Annotated in this window: 16 protein-coding genes and 3 pseudogenes; 4 read left to right on the forward strand and 15 right to left on the reverse strand. The window is 59.5% G+C overall.

Annotated elements, in window-relative coordinates:
• Positions 1-213: helix-turn-helix domain-containing protein (locus GCT13_RS43550; RefSeq protein ID WP_321574266.1), on the reverse strand; the 213-nt coding region annotated here is incomplete at its 3' end.
• 400 nt (positions 214-613) lie between these two features.
• Between GCT13_RS43550 and GCT13_RS43555 the strand changes: the two genes are divergently transcribed.
• Complete coding sequence (locus GCT13_RS43555; protein WP_152767937.1) at positions 614-1,264, forward strand: BON domain-containing protein; 651 nt, start codon at positions 614-616, stop codon at positions 1,262-1,264.
• A gap of 98 nt (positions 1,265-1,362) precedes the next feature.
• Here the strand turns inward: GCT13_RS43555 and GCT13_RS43560 are convergent.
• From GCT13_RS43560 to GCT13_RS43585, 6 genes and pseudogenes are all read right to left on the reverse strand, one after another.
• Positions 1,363-1,608: pseudogene (locus GCT13_RS43560) on the reverse strand (hypothetical protein); the annotation flags it as partial.
• 404 nt (positions 1,609-2,012) lie between these two features.
• Positions 2,013-3,674 (reverse strand): cation acetate symporter, encoded by a 1,662-nt coding sequence (locus tag GCT13_RS43565; RefSeq protein ID WP_152767938.1) that lies wholly within the window; start codon positions 3,672-3,674, stop codon positions 2,013-2,015.
• On the reverse strand, positions 3,671-3,976 hold the full coding sequence (locus GCT13_RS43570) for a DUF485 domain-containing protein (protein ID WP_152767939.1): 306 nt from the start codon (positions 3,974-3,976) through the stop codon (positions 3,671-3,673). The genes GCT13_RS43565 and GCT13_RS43570 overlap by 4 nt, the downstream gene beginning before the upstream one ends.
• A gap of 596 nt (positions 3,977-4,572) precedes the next feature.
• Entirely contained in the window at positions 4,573-6,105 is a 1,533-nt protein-coding gene (locus GCT13_RS43575) for a phytoene desaturase family protein (protein ID WP_152767940.1), read from the reverse strand.
• A gap of 329 nt (positions 6,106-6,434) precedes the next feature.
• The gene (locus GCT13_RS43580) at positions 6,435-6,839 is read right to left on the reverse strand and encodes a nuclear transport factor 2 family protein (protein WP_152767941.1); all 405 of its coding nucleotides are present in this window, start codon (positions 6,837-6,839) and stop codon (positions 6,435-6,437) included.
• 73 nt (positions 6,840-6,912) lie between these two features.
• The gene (locus tag GCT13_RS43585) at positions 6,913-7,245 is read right to left on the reverse strand and encodes a four-helix bundle copper-binding protein (protein WP_152767942.1); all 333 of its coding nucleotides are present in this window, start codon (positions 7,243-7,245) and stop codon (positions 6,913-6,915) included.
• A 210-nt stretch (positions 7,246-7,455) separates the two neighbouring features.
• Here GCT13_RS43585 and GCT13_RS50150 point away from each other — a divergent pair.
• Positions 7,456-7,599: pseudogene (locus GCT13_RS50150) on the forward strand (S-(hydroxymethyl)glutathione dehydrogenase); the annotation flags it as partial.
• Between the two features lie 193 nt (positions 7,600-7,792).
• Here the strand turns inward: GCT13_RS50150 and GCT13_RS43595 are convergent.
• From GCT13_RS43595 to GCT13_RS43630, 8 genes are all read right to left on the reverse strand, one after another.
• Complete coding sequence (locus tag GCT13_RS43595) at positions 7,793-9,859, reverse strand: phosphocholine-specific phospholipase C (protein WP_152767943.1); 2,067 nt, start codon at positions 9,857-9,859, stop codon at positions 7,793-7,795.
• Positions 9,860-10,298: 439 nt separating this feature from the next.
• Positions 10,299-10,940, reverse strand: a complete 642-nt coding sequence (locus GCT13_RS43600) for a hypothetical protein (RefSeq protein WP_152767944.1) — start codon at positions 10,938-10,940, stop codon at positions 10,299-10,301.
• Positions 10,941-11,170: 230 nt separating this feature from the next.
• Positions 11,171-11,650 carry a hypothetical protein gene (locus tag GCT13_RS43605; RefSeq protein ID WP_152767945.1) on the reverse strand — a complete coding sequence of 160 codons (480 nt, stop codon included), beginning with the start codon at positions 11,648-11,650 and terminating at the stop codon, positions 11,171-11,173.
• A gap of 100 nt (positions 11,651-11,750) precedes the next feature.
• The gene (locus GCT13_RS43610; RefSeq protein ID WP_152767946.1) at positions 11,751-13,100 is read right to left on the reverse strand and encodes an ATP-binding protein; all 1,350 of its coding nucleotides are present in this window, start codon (positions 13,098-13,100) and stop codon (positions 11,751-11,753) included.
• The gene (locus tag GCT13_RS43615) at positions 13,097-13,771 is read right to left on the reverse strand and encodes a response regulator transcription factor (RefSeq protein ID WP_152767947.1); all 675 of its coding nucleotides are present in this window, start codon (positions 13,769-13,771) and stop codon (positions 13,097-13,099) included. Before GCT13_RS43615 ends, GCT13_RS43610 begins: the two co-directional genes overlap by 4 nt.
• A gap of 24 nt (positions 13,772-13,795) precedes the next feature.
• On the reverse strand, positions 13,796-14,527 hold the full coding sequence (locus GCT13_RS43620) for a cytochrome b/b6 domain-containing protein (RefSeq protein WP_152767948.1): 732 nt from the start codon (positions 14,525-14,527) through the stop codon (positions 13,796-13,798).
• Positions 14,499-14,987 carry a diheme cytochrome c gene (locus GCT13_RS43625; RefSeq protein WP_321575014.1) on the reverse strand — a complete coding sequence of 163 codons (489 nt, stop codon included), beginning with the start codon at positions 14,985-14,987 and terminating at the stop codon, positions 14,499-14,501. Before GCT13_RS43625 ends, GCT13_RS43620 begins: the two co-directional genes overlap by 29 nt.
• A 47-nt stretch (positions 14,988-15,034) precedes the next feature.
• The gene (locus GCT13_RS43630; protein WP_407670953.1) at positions 15,035-15,385 is read right to left on the reverse strand and encodes a DUF1924 domain-containing protein; all 351 of its coding nucleotides are present in this window, start codon (positions 15,383-15,385) and stop codon (positions 15,035-15,037) included.
• Between the two features lie 267 nt (positions 15,386-15,652).
• Here GCT13_RS43630 and GCT13_RS43635 point away from each other — a divergent pair, with 267 nt between their 5' ends.
• Together GCT13_RS43635 and GCT13_RS43645 are read left to right on the forward strand one after the other, a co-directional pair.
• Positions 15,653-16,162 carry a hypothetical protein gene (locus GCT13_RS43635; RefSeq protein WP_152767951.1) on the forward strand — a complete coding sequence of 170 codons (510 nt, stop codon included), beginning with the start codon at positions 15,653-15,655 and terminating at the stop codon, positions 16,160-16,162.
• A gap of 464 nt (positions 16,163-16,626) precedes the next feature.
• Positions 16,627-16,805 (forward strand): annotated as a pseudogene (locus tag GCT13_RS43645) (IS256 family transposase); the annotation flags it as partial.

Genomic DNA, 16,805 nt, shown 5'->3' on the forward strand with positions numbered 1-16,805 from the left:
TTCCCGAATGCCCTGTGCGCCTTGCCGCGCAATGCGCTTGCGCCACGTGCTGACCGTCTGCACCGATACACCGAGCTCTCGCGCAATCACGGTATTCGAGTGTCCCTCATGTGCCCACAACGCAATCCGAGCCCGCATCACATCCCGCTGCGGGGCCGTCTTCTGTGCGATCAGCGACAGGAGTTTCTTTTTTTCTTTCTTCGTCAGCTTCACTGACGTTGCATGACGGCCTCGGCTCATCCCGACATGATAACCAAGGCGTTTAATTATTCAACGTATTTAAGGGATGTCATACTAGATCATCGGTGGACTACGGACGGCCGCTAGCGTGAAGCCGTTAGTTAACTTGCTTACGTTGCTTATCGGAGTCCGCGTCGGGAATACGCGGATGGCTGGCTTTCAACGTCCCGTGCAGCGTGTCGCCCGGTCTGACTGGCAGATGAATCGATCACGACATGGCTCGGTTGACTTCGATCAACTGCACGGGATTGATGCGCGCTAGTCTGCTTTCGTGCAGTTCTCAATGCGCTGTACGACGCGGCGGAGAACGGGACGAACCATATCATTCCATCGCACGGATGCGCTGCCGCATTGAACGAACATCCCGGAGGGCATGAAGTCGGATAGTCAACTGCGTCAGGAAGTCGAGGACGAACTGGCGAACAACCCGGCCATCGACGCCAATCGCATTGGTGTAGCGGTCGCCGATGGCATCGTCACGCTCACCGGACATGTCGCGGACTATGCACAAAAGGTTGCAGCCGAAAAGTCCGCGCTGAGAATTGCGGGCGTCGTTGCCGTAGTCGTGCGCATCGACGTGAAGCTTCGCGATACCGATCAGAGATCGGATGAAGACATTGCGTTAAGCGTGCGGGCCGTTCTCGACTGGATCGCTGGTCTTGAGGAGGATGCCATCAAGATCAAGGTGGAGAAAGGGTGGGTGACATTGAGCGGCGAAGTGCAGGACGGATACCGCAGCCATATTGCAGAGAAGAATATCGTGCATATGCGGGGCGTGACGGGCGTGACAAACGACATCAAGATCCGGGGTTCCGCTTCTCCGACTGATATCGAGTACAACATCCGCAAGGCAATCCAGCGTCATACGGACCGGGAAATGAAGCACTTGGGCGTGCAAGTGGACAAGGGAAAGGTCACGCTGTCGGGCCACCTGAGTTCTTCAATAGAACGGACCATCGTCTGCGGAGCGGCGCGCTCGACGCCGGGTGTGACGGCAGTCGTCGATCATCTCGTGATCGGCTGACGAGGCCGGTCTGGCGATGCCCTCGCGCCGGGTTCCCGAAAGAGGGCTGGCGCAACCTATGGCAACGCGCCGTTGCTATCGGACGCTCGTCCGAGAAGTAATGACACGTCGACGGCGACCGGCGTACGCGTGCATTCAAGGCCATATACGACAATCGTATGGTGAATCCCATGCCGTTGCAGCGATTCCTCGGTTTTCCAGTAGTCGAGTTGCAACCGGATGCCGCACATTTCCGGTCGACGCGGGAAAGCGAGATCTTCGTCTGCCTGAAGATAGGTCGGGTTATCGACCAGACGATGCACGCGCGGTGAGAGTTCGGTTGCAATGGGACGATCAGTGTCCATCGCGGAATGAGCCAGGTGTTCCTTTGCGCTTGCCATGTGCGTCCCCGATTTCGGAAATGTCTTCACCTTAAGGTTGCGCATCGTTGTTGCGTTGATTCAGGTCACGCAATGCGATGCCGATCTTTTCGCCTTTATCCGTTGACCTCAGTCAAGCGGGGCCCATGTGCTTTTGAGGTGGCCTACCGTTGGTCGCCATGGGGCGTGGCCTCGAAGGGCGTTCTCACCAGCACAAGTACAGAACTGCATCGGAGTCTATTGCCGATGCCGATTTTTCTATTGACGTGGCTCGATCGAATGCCGTCGCGCACGGATGGTTGTCTTTCCGGACGCTGTGGGATGCTGGCCGGTCGATGTCCGCCGCGACGGAAACACCGACCTTGGCCCCCAAGTTGCGCCTTGCCGGTTTAGTGGCTGACGCCTTCCACAGCTCCGATGCCGGTTTCCGAGCGCACGGCCTGCGCCTCGAAACCCGCCTGGTCAATGCGTGCGCGATTGGATTTGTCAGTTACCGAAAAGAACCAGATGCCGAAGAAGCCAATTGCCATTGAGAAGAGCGCGGGTGATGCATACGGAAACGGCGCGCTCGCGTAGTGAAAGACGTCGACCCACACTGCCTTCGACAGAACCGTCAGCAACACGGCTGAGAGCAGCCCAAGGAAGCCACCGATGGCCGCACCGCGCGTCGTACAGCCGCGCCACAGCACCGACATGAACAGCACAGGAAAATTGGCAGAAGCCGCCACTGCGAAAGCGAGCGAAACCATGAATGCGATGTTCTGCTTTTCGAACACGATGCCAAGCACGACGGCAACGATGCCCAGCACGACCGTCGTCACGCGCGAAACAAACAGTTCGTTTGCACTCGACGCCTTGCCATGTTTGAACACTGTCGCATAGAGGTCGTGCGATACCGCCGACGCGCCGGCGAGCGTGAGGCCCGCGACGACGGCGAGGATCGTGGCGAACGCGACGGCCGAAATAAAGCCGAGGAACACGTTGCCGCCGACCGCGGTCGCCAGATGCACGGCCGCCATGTTGGTGCCGCCGAGCAGCTTGCCGGCCGCGTCCTTGAAGACGGGATTGGTGCTCACCAGCACGATCGCACCAAAGCCGATGATGAAAGTGAGAATGTAGAAATAGCCGATCCACGTGGTCGCCCAGAACACCGACTTGCGCGCTTCCTTCGCATTGGGAACCGTAAAGAAGCGCATCAGGATGTGCGGCAGGCCAGCTGTGCCGAACATCAACGCGATGCCGAAGGAGATTGCCGAAATCGGGTCCTTGATGAAGTTGCCCGGCCCCATGATCGATGCCTTCTTCTCATGCACCTCGACGGCCTTCGCAAACAGTGCCTCGGGGCTGAAGTGAAATTGCCATAGCACCATGAACGCCATGAACGATGCTCCCGCGAGGAGCAGGCACGCCTTGATGATCTGCACCCAGGTGGTCGCGGTCATGCCGCCGAAGAGCACGTACACCATCATCAGCATGCCGACGATCACGACCGCGATCCAGTAGTCGAGGCCAAACAGCAGCTTGATGAGCTGTCCCGCACCCACCATCTGCGCGATCAGGTAGAACGCCACGACAACGAGCGTGCCTGAAGCAGCGAACGCGCGTATCGGGGCCTGCCTGAAGCGATACGCGGCCACATCGGCGAACGTGAAGCGGCCGAGATTACGCAGCCGTTCGGCCATCAAAAACGTGATGATCGGCCAGCCCACCAGAAAGCCGATCGAGTAGATGAGTCCATCGTATCCGTTCGCATAGACAGCGGCTGAGATGCCAAGAAAGGATGCCGCAGACATGAAGTCTCCAGCGATCGCCAGGCCATTCTGAAAGCCGGTGATGCCGCCGCCTGCTGTGTAGAATTCTGCAGCCGAACGCGTTTTTCTGGCGGCCCATTTGGTGATGAAGAGTGTCGCGATCACGAACACGATAAACATACTGATCGCGGTCCAGTTGGTTGCCTGCTTGACCGCCTGACCTAGATCGGCGCCGGCTGCGAAGCAACTGGCAGAAGCGGCGAAAAGCGCGCTCGCGGCGAGGAATTGCCGAGCCTTCATGCGACCTCCCGCTTGATCTGGTCGGTGAGTTCGTCGTAGGCGCTGTTGGCGCGACGCACATAGAAACCCGTGATCGCCACGGTGAACAGGATCACGAAGAGACCGATCGGCATGCCCCATGTCATCACCCCCGGCCCCATCTTCGCGGCGAGCACGCCCCTATCGAACGCGATCAGCAGCACGTAGCCATAGTAGACGACGAGTACGAGGGCGGTGAGCGTCCACCCGAGCCTCGAGCGCTTTCGCACCAGTTCGCGGTACGTCGCGCTCGATTTGATTTTCTCTGCGAGTTTCAAGTCCATCTTCGTCTCCTGCACGGATAACACTTCATTGTCTGAACGAGTGCCTCGTTCGAGTAGGGCCGGAACGATCGGCAAACCACATGTACTTGTGGCATTCCGGTGGGGATGTAGTGCGACGCTCTCGCGCACGCGGTTTAGACGCGTCGTTCTTTTGATGCGCTCGGTAGTACGTTAAAAGCGCCCGCTTACCGGGTTCTTACGCCAGGCAATTTCATTCACCGGGGTTTACGCGAGGAAGGGCGTTTCTATATGCGATCGATGGACGTGCTGCGGCACTGACTGATTTGCAGCGCGCGACGCTGTCGGTCACGAGACCGCTTGAAGAACGATGCCAACGACGCTCGCTTGCAAGGCCGTGCTTGCATTGCAGGACAGGAGTGTGCAGCAGGCGCCGGTACACGTCGACAACGGGTATGGACTGCGAGACGTTTGCGAGCGGCGTTGCGAACGGTTGAGTGTCGCGCTCGTCAACGCTCGCGCCCCTGAGAAAGTCTGTAGTCCGTGAAAGGGTTCAACTTGGAAGACAGAGGCCGGCCGCGTCAATTTTAAGTTTGAAGTCCTCACGGGCGGAAGCGCCGCCCGACGTGTGAGTTGTGTCAGGTCGGAAAGCCGGCAGCTGCGTTCGACGAATTCTCATGCTCGTCTGGCACGAAGGCCATGCCGTCTTGCCGGCACATGCGGCGCACCGCGCGCCGCGCGGTAATCAGGCCAGACGGCAGGCCGCCGCCGGGCATGACCCATTGGCCGATCATCAGGAACTGCCGCAAGCCGGGCAGTGTGGACGGCAAGGGTCTTACGCCCGTCTGCGGCGTAAGGAGCCAGCCTTCCATGCTGCCTCGCCAGTTGCGCGTGCAGCGGACCACGGTAGCGGGCGTCGAGACGTCGACCACTTCTATCGCGTCGCGCACGCCGGGCATGTGCTCGTCGAAGATAGCGATCACACTGTCGGCCACGCGCTGCTTTTCCGCTTCGTAGCCTTGCGGCTCGTGCTCGCTCAACTCCGACCAGTATTCCACGTTGCGCGTTGGCAGCGTGCACGTGACGGCGGTCTTGCCGGCGGGCGCGAACGTGGGATCGTAGTGGAACAGCCGGAAAGCGATTTGATGTAGCGCGGTTTGCGGGTCGACTGTGAGCGGCTGGTCAAGCAGCCGCATCACGTATCCGCACTGCTGCGAAAGATCGCGCGCCACGCCGAGGCTCACCTGCAGAAATGAGGGGAAGGGCTTGTATGTGCGATAGACGTGCTCCACGCGAGGGCCGACATACCGTCCGTCGAGCATATCGTAGACGGTCGTGTGTCCGTCGGCAGCGGAGACAACCCAGTCGGCGTCGATACGCTCGCCATCGTCGAGCCGCACACCCACTGCCGTATTGTCTTCCACGAGAATCTGCTTGACGCTCGCGCACGTGCGCAACACGCCGCCGAGTTGCTGCAGATTTTGCGCGATCGGACCGATCACCGCCTGCGAGCCGCCTGTCGGATAACCTGCGTTTCGGTTAGAGGTCCATGCGAGCGCGAAAGCGAGCGCGATCACCGCAAGCTGCGCGTTTTCTCTTTCGCCGAAGAAGCCTCGCAGCAACGGGTCGCTGAACCGCTTGCCGTAGGCTTCGGACGTGATGTGCGAGAGGCTGTGCAGAAGAGGTACGCGGGGAAGCAATTGCAGTCCTGTCGCAAGGCGATCCTGCCAGTCGCCGCTCAACGATGGCAGCGGGCAGTGGCTCAGGCTGCGCACGGCATGCAGGAACTGTCGGATCTGCGCTTCGTCTTGCGGTGCGTGCTGCAGCAGCTCCGCTTCGAGCCGATCGAGATTCGAGTAGATGGACAGGCGCTTGCCGTCTTCGCTTTCTACACGCATCCATTCTTCGGGATAGACGAAGTGCAGGCGGTCGATGTCGAACACTTCGCGCCATAGTGCATGCAAGGGGTCATGCGGACTCGAGCCGAGCAGCCAGTGTAGACAGGCCTCGAAGGTATAGGCGCCGCGCTGCCAGCTTGTGGCGAGTCCGCCGGGACGTTCGTGCTGCTCGAGCACGGTGACCGCGTATCCGCATTTACGCGCGTGGACCGCGGCGCACAGGCCTGCAATACCGGCGCCGATGATGACAACTTTTCGAGGAATGGGGTTCATGGCCGCGACTCCAGCGAGATACGGGCAACGTATGGCGCGATTCACCCGCGCCGAGCGTAATGCGCGCATGCAACGTGTGGGACACTGGATGGTCGCGCGCCTCACACTTCTACTAATGTGCGGCGTGGTGCAGTGCTACTGTTGATCTGTATCAAGCGAGAGGCACGAATGACATCGTGATCCGGCTGGCACGATGCAGTGCTCCTGGTGAAGCGCTGATTGTGCCCAACATCTTCGGTGGGCTCGTCGCGATCCGGGGCGCGACGATTGGCGGGCCAGCGGGTGTATCCCCCACCGGCAAGGGAGCGTTCGAATCGCGATGATCGTTTTTATCGCCGATGAGCTGCCGCTTCGGCCGCAGTGTCATGGTATTCCGTGAATTTCGTGATTCTTCCGTTTTCGATCGTGAAGACGTGGGCCCACTCGTCTTCATACGTAACGCCAGTAGAAGCTACGCGCCACCGCTGCACCCCGAGCACGACGACCTTGTCCTGGTCGGCAATAAAATCGAGAGGCTCGAATCGCTCTGCAGTCTGGGTCGCAGCGAGCGCACTGAAGAATTCCCCGACCTCCTGTGGGCCGTGCCTTCTACCGGCGAACGGGATGATCTCCGTGGACCCCGGTATGAACCAGTCGACATTTTCGGCGAGCGTTATCAGGACGCCCTCGATGTCGCCTTTGCTGAAGGCATCGTATGCCCGCTGCACCAATAGAACATTTTCCTGGACGCTCATTTACGCCTCCCACAATCGTCGGTCGCAGACGGGCGGATGTTCGCAGAACATCCGCTTAATTAAGCAACTACGACTACTGGGACCAGATTCCTCGGCACACTTCCGCGCATATCCGGCACGTGTCGCTGCATGTTCCGCACTGCTCGGATGGGTGCCGGGAGCATTCGTCTGCGCATTCGTCACAGATCTGTGCGCAAAGCGCGCAAAACTCGGGTGCCAGATGGCTTTCCCGAGCTAATGCGGCGGATGTGAAGCGGCACAGCGAAGCGCAGTCTGCGTTGAGGCGAATACACTTGGCAATGTGCGCGATATCTGGTTCGCCAAGGCAGGCAGATGCGCAGCGGTCGCAGGCGGCGGCACAAGCATCACAGGCTTCGATACACGACTGATAAGGCTCGGTGTTCATTGACAGGCTCCAGACAGGAAGAATGTTGGGTTGACGCGCTTGTTGTCCTCCAGGTGATCGAAAACGGTTCTTGACCAGAACGCCTCGAATAGCAGAGTAGGCGCAAGTGGCATTGCCGTAAAGCGATCACATCAGCTTGGTGCTGGTTGAAATGAAGGCGACGGGCATCTGCCACACGGACTGCGGGCGTTATTGTTGATGTGGGGCGTGGTGTCGGAGATCCGGAAGGACGCGTCATTCGACAAGATCTGCTACATCGACGGCGGGGTGACAACGAGTGTCGGCGCAGTCGTGTTTTCAGCAGAGGTACAAGCGGGGACAAACGTTGCCGTGTTCGGCTTTGGCGGGATCGGGGGTGAATGTGGATTTGCACCTTCAGCTTATGACATGAATAACACATCAGCCACGCCCGTAACATAGTTGGTTTATGGACGCTTTGTTTTACGGCGTGATGCGCCGGTCGCCCTCAGTTCCTGAATGGCGTGGATGAATGCGGCGATTCCGCCTTCGAATCGCGGAACCGGCATTGCAGAGATCAGATCTGCCATCACGCGGCAGCCGGATCGCTAATAAGGTCTTCTCCATTTTCGATACGTCCCGCGAATCGCCGCTGGAATCCCGGTTGAACATCCACCGTCACGGTGAAGTCGTACCAGTTTCCGCTTGACGACACAGGCCAGCTGGTTGTCATTGTGCCACCTGCCGCCAACGGAAAGTTCCATGGACCATCGGTGCGATATGCGTTCGATGTGACGGTGAACTGGCACCCTGCGTGACCCGAATTAATCATGTGCAGGCAGACTGCGTTATTTGCCTGATCGTAGGTTACGCGGATCTCGGGATTAGCGGATGCGGCGCCCGATGTCTCGGCCATGTCTCCTCTAAACGTCCTGAGAAAGCCATTCGGTCCACGCAATGCAATCGAGTATTGTGTGCCGGAGAGGTGGACACGACACCAGCTATCGGAGACCTGTGTTCCCGCCCGAAGCGCATAACGACGGGGCGGATTCGTGCATGTGGCGAGGTCATACGCCGAAAACGCGGCGCCCGCTTTCCCGTCGTTGCTTATCAGGAGCGAGAGGGTTGCGCTACCGGCATCCACATATGCAGTCGCATGAAGCGCGTAGGGCAATGCCCGTGAGGGTCGCGTACCGGGCTCCTGCCTCGGTTTCGACTGCACTACGGGTATGGTCGGCTCTGGCAGCGAACTGCATTGCCGGTTCGCGTCGGAGACGTATCGACTCGTGTCGGGCAAGCGTGGCCACGTTGCATCCGCTGTCGTGAAGTCGAATGACGACGTGAGGTCGCCGCAAACCGAGCGGCGCCATGCACTGATGTTGGGGCATCGAATCTGGAAGCGCCGCTCGATAAACTGGATGATCGATGTGTGATCGAATATTTCCGAACAGACATAGCCGCCCTTGGACCAAGGTGAAATGACAGTCATCGGCACCCGGAAACCAAGACCAATGGGCAAGCCTTCATAAATCTCGCCGTTCGTGGCGATGGTCGTCTTGCCTTCCGCGTCGGTAGCTGGCGGTGTCGGCGGCGGTTCGTGATCAAAGAAGCCGCCTTGCTCATCGTAGTTCAGCAAGAACACCGTCTGAGACCAGACCCTGGGGTTCGCGACGAGCCCCGCAAGCAACCGCGCGGTGAGGTCTTCACCGGCCTGCGGGTGATAGTTCGCATGCTCGGATAAGGCGGTTGGTGCGATGATCCACGACACCTGAGGCAGCACACCCGCTGCGATGTCCGCGGAGAAAGCCTGTGCAATGTCATCGACGGTCGCCATCCCCTTGCGGTACAGCACGCTTGACGTCGGAGCGGACTTGAAGCTATGAAACAGCGCGAGTGCGTTGTCGTCAAAGTTGTCGGCTTGTTGATAAACCCGCCAGCTGATACCGGCCGCTTCAAGGGTTTCCGCGATCGTTGGCCATCCGAAGCCCGCCGCTGGTTCGACATTGTCGAGCGTGGGCACAAAACCAGCCGAGAGGCCGCTGCTGCCACTAAACAGATGTAACCGGTTCGGGTTGGTTTGCGTCAGTGTCGACGCGTAATACTGATCGCAAATTGTGAAGGCGTCGGCCAGTGCGTAATAGAAGCGTAGGTCGTTCCGCGTGAAGTAGCTCATGCCGAGACCGGGAAAGCGGGCCTTGTTCCATTCATTGCAGAGCCCTCTGTTCCACATGGCAATGTCAACAAGGTAGTTCATCGACGGTGCCCGGGTGCACGCCGCACGCGTCAGACTGGTGTCCATATGGAACGGCAGGATGTAGCCGATAGCGGCGGGTTGCTTCCACACCGGATCGCCATTGGGCAGTGCGATCGCCATCCGGTCGTTGAATCCTCGCACGCCTCGAAGCGTGCCGAAGTAATGATCGAACGAGCGGTTCTCCTGCGTGAAGATCACGATGTGCCTGACGTCGTTGATCGTGCCCGTGGTCACGTTGGCGTGCGCCGTGAGCGTTTTGCGAATCAACTCGGGTGTCAGGGCGGCGACTGCGGATGCGCCAAGCGCGCCCGCTGCCATCCGGAGGAATTTCCGACGCGGTTTGACTGCGCGCCTTGTGCCCGCTTCATGATCACGACGTTTGGATCGGTCGGCGGTTGTCATGATCAGAACGTTTCCAGCAACGTTGATATTTGCGAACGGCTAGACGGAACGCAGCATTCACTGCTGGTTTTGACGGCTCACTCTCTTGGGGTATGGTAGGTACCGATCCTTAAAGAAAGGTTAACGGTAATGCCTGAGGAATGACCACCGTTCAGCAAGTGATGAGAAATCCGCGGCTTGCGCAAAGCCCCGCGAGGCCCAATATCTCGGCACCGTGCAGGTTTCAACGCGTTGACATCAATATTTCAGAGAGTAAGCGGCGGGTCTTTCTATCCGCACAAAGAGTCCATTCCTTCTTGCACATTTGCCTGTGGGCAAGTATCAGTTTTCCTCGCACTACCAACACCTGACGGAAACAAGACAAATAGTCCTGGCGGCGGGCGAGAGAATAGACGTTCGCTTTTGCTGGGACAGCAATGAAACGAGGCGCTCGCTGCGTTCAATGCTTCGCCGTGTGACCGCGCTCGCCGACATCCTTTTTCCTCATTGCGCGTCGCCACTTCAACTTGCGTTCTTCGATCAGCATCTTCCAGTCGAGCTTTGTGATGATGTACACGAACCCAAGCAACGCTATCTGGGTGACGACAAAATAGCCGCTCAAATACCCGCCCTCGAACTGGAACTCAGGATCGGTATAGGTGGAAGCGAGCCTTCCGATGTGAGCCCAAATCGAATAGCTGATCGTGCGGCCCGCAAAGAATGCGGCGCCGATGACGCCAAACGGCAACCCTGAAAGTCCATATGCAATGAAGAGATAGTTCGAAGGGAAAGGACCCAGCGCATACAAGAAGAACGCACCTACCGTCAGCTTCTTGCGCTTCTTGAGCCACGCTTCGACGACTTCGATGTTTTGCCGGTCCGATTCGCGCATCAGCCGTCCTCGCACTAGCGAACGTGCAAATGTGGCGAGTACCAGTCGTCCGATGGTCGCTGCGCCGGCTGCAACAACGGCAAGCAGGAGTGGATTAACCTCAGCGACGTTGAAACCGACCCATGACATGGCCATCCACGTAGGCGGGGCGAACGCTGGCATGAGGTTAAGCAGCAGAATGACAACGAACAGCGTCGCCAACGTCGACATGACTGGCTCCCTTTAGCGAGCTACCACCCGTCGAAGCATGACCCTGCAGCGATTTGGGCGCAGGACACGCGAGAAGCGGTTGATGCGCACTGCGATTCAGGCGTCTGTTGTGCCGACGAGCAGCAGCGGGGTGTGCGCAAGATGAGCGGCCCGTCCCGCAATACTGCTCGCTGGAATCTGTCGCCTTCGCGATTCGACAGAACGTCAGAATGTTGAGAGCCGTGTTGCCTTCAGAAGCGATGGTCGTAGTTGAACCGGATGCTTGTCGGCTTCGACAGATCCTTTTGGGTAACGGTCAGATCGACGTGGTAAATGCCACTCCATGGCATTTCGAAGTCGTTGCCATACGTGACGGCATTGCCGATCTTGACGGGATCAAGCCGTTTCTCAACCGGTTTGCCGTGAAATCGAGTGTCGTTGCGCTGGGGGCCTTTCACGCTGGCGAGTACGGTGGCATCGCTCAGACGCCTGCCCGTGGCGCTATCGAAGATCGCGACAGTCAAATGGTAGGTATCCGGATTCACAGCGCCGACATCGCTAGCCGCTGTCCTGCCGGAGTCTGCCGCCTTACTGGCGGGGACAACACCGTAGTGGACGGTGAGGCCGTGTGCGGTGACGCTACGGGAGGCCTCGCCTGCGTGAGCGGCGGAAGACATCGCGATGAATAGTGATGCGAATACCGCCGCGAAAAGCTGTAGTCGTTTGCGCATTTGAACCCTCCCGCTCTTTGATCAGACTGGCCGCCTGTCCCGCTGCGGGCTGCCACAAGTGAAATCATCACGCCGGGTGCGGGTCTCGGCTTGACTCAGATCAAGCAGGGACACCTCTTAACCGGACATCGACTTCCAGCCCCCCCAGCGTTTCGGAGCGACCTACTCTGACTGTCGCTGCGTGAAGGCCGACGATCCGTTGCACGACCGACCAGCCCAGGCCACTCCCGCTTTCGGCGGTGCCTGGCACGCGAAAAAAGCGCTCCCCCAGTCGCTCGCGATCCGCATCTGGAAGTCCGGGGCCGCTATCCTCGACGGACAGGACGACCGTGTGGTTGCGCGATGCTGTCTTGACCATCACGGTTGCGCCGGACGGGCTATAGCGAATGGCGTTGTCCACGAGATTGCGCACCAGCGCCGCAAGCAGCATTTCGTCGCCTGTGACGGGGCACGGCCCCGCACCATCGAATTCCAGCGACTGCTGTTTCGCAATTGCCGTCGGCGCCAGTTCCGCGACCACACGTTTTACGAGCGCGCTGAGATCGATCGTGTGGAATTCGAGAGTCACGCCGGACTCGAGTCGCGAGAGCACCAGCAACTGGTTCACGAGACGCGTCGCACGGTCACAGCCTTCGACGGTAGCGCGCAACGCGTGCTGTCGAAGGGCGTCATCCGTTTCGGCCAGTGCCACCTGGGCCTGCGTGCGAATGGCCGCGATCGGCGTGCGCAACTCATGCGCTGCGTCTGCCGTGAACCGGCGTTCCGATTCCCATACTGTCTGGATGCGGACGAAGAGCTGGTTGAGCGCGTCGAGCACAGGTGACATTTCGGCGGGGGCCTCGGTCATGACGACGGGCGCCAGATCATCCGGGCCGCGCCGGGCAATGCTCCGACCCAGCTTTTTGAGCGGCGTCACGCCTCGCCGCACCGCCCACCAGGTCGCGACTCCGAGAAATGGAAGGGCGGCGGCCATAGGCCACAGCGCGCCGCGCAAGACCGCAAGCAGTATCGAGGTACGCGAATCGACACGCTCGCCGACATAGACGTATGTATCCGCCTTTGCGCCACGCGCGGCAAATACGCGCCACGTCTTGTCAGCTATTCGCACGGTTGCGAAGCCCTGGTTGAACTCGTGATTCGTGGCAATCATCGGCTCCGTCGGCGCGTTGGCGGAACGCACGATCACGTGTCCCTCGTGAATGATCTGAAAGGCCACTTTGGGCGCGTACGGGTGCGGTACGCGTGTATCGATTTCGTCATCGTCGTCGATCGATTGCGTTTGCTGGACGATCAGCAGTGCCGCGGCCTGCGCGAGGTGACTGTCGAGCAGTTCGTCAAGCTCACTGCGCGCGTCGCGCCAGATGAAGAGCGCGGTGATCAACCATACGCCCGTCACGACCCCGATCACGAGCACCAGCAGCCGACCCTGCAGAGAGCGATGCAGAATCATCGCGTGGCCGGGTCTTCTCGCATCAGCACATAGCCGACGCCGCGAACAGTCCTGATCAGATCGCTGCGGAGCTTTGTGCGCAGGCGGTGGATGTGCACTTCCACTGCGTTGCTTTCCACTTCCTGTCCCCAGCCGTACACGGCCTGTTCGAGCTGCTCCCGAGACATCACGCGGCCCGCGTTGAGCATCAGCACATGTAAAAGGTCGAACTCGCGCGGAGACAGGGTGACGGGTTCCTCCTTCCGGTAGACGAGCCTTGTCGCGGGTTCGAGTGTTATGTGCTGCACTTTCAGTTTCTCTTGCGGCTGACCGTGCGCGCGACGCACGAGCGCCCGCAGACGGGCGGCGAGTTCCTGGAGATCGACGGGCTTGACGACGTAATCGTCGGCGCCGATGTCTAGTCCTCGGATACGATCGGGAACGGCATCGCGTGCGGTCAGCACGAGCACGGGCAGGGTCACGCCGGCGTGACGGACTGACGACAGGACTTCGATGCCGTCCTTGAGCGGCAGTCCGAGATCGAGTACGGCCGCCGCGTAGGCGTGGGTGCGCAGTTCCGTCTCGGCGGCGCTGCCGTCGCGCACCCAGTCGACCTGGAAGCCTGCCTGACGCAAGCCCGCGCGAACGCCGTCGCCAAGTAACGGATCATCTTCGATAAGCAGTATGCGCATTTTGTACTTGACCCACGGGTGCGATCAGTCATCGCTGTCGTATCGATCGGTTTGCCGCACGGACATTGCATCGTGTGTGGACACGGACGCGGCAGGCGCAGCGTGCCATTGCCACCACCAGAACGTCAGCACGGCGACCAGCATCAGCGCGGCGACGCTTCTCCATGCGTTTTGGACGCCTTCGCCAGGTTGTCCGTGCTTGCGTCCGCTAACCATCGCTCCGATCAGGTTCTCGCGATGAAGCCAGCTACTCGCAATGACGCCTGCGATGTGCACGCCGACGAGCGCCAGCATGACATTGGCTATGCCTTCGTGCAGTTCATTCAGCCATTCCCCGCCGACATCGTTATAGGCCGTCCAACCCGTGAAGGTCAATGCGCACGCGAGGGTGAGCATGGCAACGATGACGACGGCGCCGGCCGGGTTGTGACCGATGTGACGGTCAGGGTGAGCGCGCGCCACGCCCAGCAGATACCGCCATACGGAGGATGGCCCCCGGACAAAGCTGGCGAATCGGGCGTACTTCGTGCCGACGATTCCCCACACGAGACGAAAGAGGACCAGGCCGCCAACGGTATAGCCGAGCGTCACGTGGACGAGTCGCCAATGCTCGCTTTCCGCAGTCAGGAAAGCGCCGGCGAAGCAGGCTGCCATCAGCCAGTGAAAGAGCCGTACAGGCAGGTCCCAGACCAGAATGCGGCCGTCAGTCGTATCGTGCGTGTCGCGGCTATTGGGGTATGCGGATGAAGTGTTCATTGAAGTTTCCTTGATCGGCACGCGTATGGCAGGCCGCGCAATTTGACGCGCTCCTGACCGTGGGGCGTTTCCATACGGAGGCGGGTATCTCGGCATGCTCGTGCCGGAACCAGGCCGAGCGGGTAATGCGGTCCTCGGGTGGTGCAACGTGCGAAGTTGCGTCTCCGCCCGAACGGGCTGCGAGCCATGTCGAGATCTGTCTGACCGAGTCGGCGTCGAGCGATGCATCGGTGCCGTAATGGTGTGACAGATCGCCCAGAATGCGCTGCCACGATGCGGCGGGGAGCATGCCAGGAGGATAGGCTATATGGCAGGCGGCGCATTCCTGCCGGTACCTGGGAAGCAGGTTGGTCTGAGTGCGCGTCTCATCCGCTTCGGCCATGACTTTGGAAGCTGCCAGAGAGGCCAGAATCGCGGCGACGCAAACCACCGCGGAACGGGACAGTAGTTCAAACGGCACAGGAAGCACTCCAGTTCGGAAAAACATCGCTTATGGAAAGCGCTCGCCTACGGCTTGAGCGTCAAAAGCCAGGCTAGAAGATCCGCTTTCTCGGACGCGCTGCATTCGCGTCCGACGACGTCGCCGCAATTGCGGCGAAACCATTTCTCGGATTTCGCTGCGTCGGTAAACCGCTCTGCGTTGAATGCAGGGGCGAGGGGGGCGATTGCCTTGCCTGTGACGACATGCCTGCCCGTTTGTGTGGGCACTGCACCGTGACACGAAGCGCAACTCCACTCGCGGCCATGCGAGGCGTTGAAAAACTGTTGTCCGCGAGAAGGAGAAGGTTCAGCTTGGTTCGACTGCGCGCGATAGGCGCTGAGCAGATCTGAAGGCGTGGCGGCGTTGGCCGTCGCCATTGCGGTAACGATTGGGAGCAGCAGTAGCGCCCTCAACAAACCCGACAACATAGGAGATTGGTTCACGGGATTCTCCGGTAGATGTCGGTCATCTTGGGCTGTATTCCTTACCGGATTCTTAACACTCGAGCCCGAACCAAGCCAAACCGTGCTACGCCGACCCGATGTGCATTTGATATGTGTCAATCTCGTCCACGTACCTCAGCGTACTTTGGGGAAACGGGCCCGCAATTCGGCTGCGATGAAACGAAATCCGAGGAGTCCATCATGAAAAGAATTCTGACCACAGTGGTCATCGCTGCCATGCTGTGTTCGCCTGCATTGCAGGCGGCGACGAAGGACGCAGTGCCTGCGCAGAGCACACCCAAATCGCAAGCGCAGAAGCCCGCGGAGTTCGACAAGGATCTGGTGAAGCTGCAACAACTCATGAGCCAGATGCAAGGCCAGATGGATCAGATCCGCACGACGCAAGACCCACAAGAGCGGCAGCGACTACTGCAGAAGCACTGGGACACGATGCAGAGTGCAATGAACATCATGCACAGCATGTGGGGCACGGGGATGATGGGACCGGGCATGATGGGGCACGGGATGATGGGTGGCGCTGGACCCGGTTGGGGGCATATGGGTGGGTACTACTCCAACCTGACGCCTGAGCAGTTGCGCCAGCGTCAGTACATGACCGACCAGTATCTCAGGATGCAGCAGGAAATGATGAACAACATGATGTGGCAACAACGCTACTGGATGGGGCCGCCTTCCGTCAGTCCGCAGTGAGCCGTCGACCCGGGAGCCTATAGCTTGTTGGATGCTGGCGAACAAACTGACCTTTCCCTGCGATGCCACTGTTGATATATCCCGCGAGCCGTCGAACCTTGCGGGTATCGTCGACAGGGACGAGTGGACGCGAAACCGTCTCCGCGCTGCGGAGAAAATCTGCCGATTGCGTCTCCTGCTCAATTGCCAGTTTTACTTCGACGGAGCGCCGACGGCGGTGCTCCGGTTCGGTCAGAATTTCAACACTTTCCACGCTATGCCCGGCTTGAAACCGGTCACAGGACTACCCTCAATTTTAAGAGGTGGCGGTTTTCCTGAAATTCAGAGCTGCTCCACATGTTTGGTCGAGCTAAAGTCGGAACTGGTGTACGGGGGAGTTGAGGCGGGAGATTGAAGGCGGTGGAGGTTTCAGCTGAGAATCTGATTGTCGAAGTCGGAAACCAGCAAACAACAAACCATCCACCATGAGCAAGTTTACGGAAAAAGCAGTTGTCGGTCTATCGGAAGTCGGTCTGGGCCTGGACGAATTGGTGCGACACGGAGCGCGGCAAGTGATTCAGCAGGCAATCGAAGCGGAGCTGTCGGCGCTGCTGGAGCGATTCGAGAACGTCAAGACCTTGCATGGACAACGCGCGGTGGTACG

The organism is Paraburkholderia franconis (assembly GCF_009362735.1).
Classification (GTDB): domain Bacteria; phylum Pseudomonadota; class Gammaproteobacteria; order Burkholderiales; family Burkholderiaceae; genus Paraburkholderia; species Paraburkholderia franconis.

What these genes read in the sequence shown, in the direction of transcription:
- GCT13_RS43555 (WP_152767937.1), top strand. Translation starts at nt 614, where the DNA reads ATGAAGTCGGATAGTCAACTGCGTCAGGAAGTCGAGGACGAACTGGCG.
- GCT13_RS43605 (WP_152767945.1), bottom strand. Translation starts at nt 11,650, where the DNA reads ATGCGCAAACGACTACAGCTTTTCGCGGCGGTATTCGCATCACTATTC.
- GCT13_RS43620 (WP_152767948.1), bottom strand. Translation starts at nt 14,527, where the DNA reads ATGAACACTTCATCCGCATACCCCAATAGCCGCGACACGCACGATACG.
- GCT13_RS43610 (WP_152767946.1), bottom strand. Translation starts at nt 13,100, where the DNA reads ATGATTCTGCATCGCTCTCTGCAGGGTCGGCTGCTGGTGCTCGTGATC.
- GCT13_RS43565 (WP_152767938.1), bottom strand. Translation starts at nt 3,674, where the DNA reads ATGAAGGCTCGGCAATTCCTCGCCGCGAGCGCGCTTTTCGCCGCTTCT.
- GCT13_RS43635 (WP_152767951.1), top strand. Translation starts at nt 15,653, where the DNA reads ATGAAAAGAATTCTGACCACAGTGGTCATCGCTGCCATGCTGTGTTCG.
- GCT13_RS43615 (WP_152767947.1), bottom strand. Translation starts at nt 13,771, where the DNA reads ATGCGCATACTGCTTATCGAAGATGATCCGTTACTTGGCGACGGCGTT.
- GCT13_RS43595 (WP_152767943.1), bottom strand. Translation starts at nt 9,859, where the DNA reads ATGACAACCGCCGACCGATCCAAACGTCGTGATCATGAAGCGGGCACA.
- GCT13_RS43575 (WP_152767940.1), bottom strand. Translation starts at nt 6,105, where the DNA reads ATGAACCCCATTCCTCGAAAAGTTGTCATCATCGGCGCCGGTATTGCA.
- GCT13_RS43600 (WP_152767944.1), bottom strand. Translation starts at nt 10,940, where the DNA reads ATGTCGACGTTGGCGACGCTGTTCGTTGTCATTCTGCTGCTTAACCTC.
- GCT13_RS43570 (WP_152767939.1), bottom strand. Translation starts at nt 3,976, where the DNA reads ATGGACTTGAAACTCGCAGAGAAAATCAAATCGAGCGCGACGTACCGC.
- GCT13_RS43585 (WP_152767942.1), bottom strand. Translation starts at nt 7,245, where the DNA reads ATGAACACCGAGCCTTATCAGTCGTGTATCGAAGCCTGTGATGCTTGT.
- GCT13_RS43630 (WP_407670953.1), bottom strand. Translation starts at nt 15,385, where the DNA reads ATGGCGACGGCCAACGCCGCCACGCCTTCAGATCTGCTCAGCGCCTAT.
- GCT13_RS43580 (WP_152767941.1), bottom strand. Translation starts at nt 6,839, where the DNA reads ATGAGCGTCCAGGAAAATGTTCTATTGGTGCAGCGGGCATACGATGCC.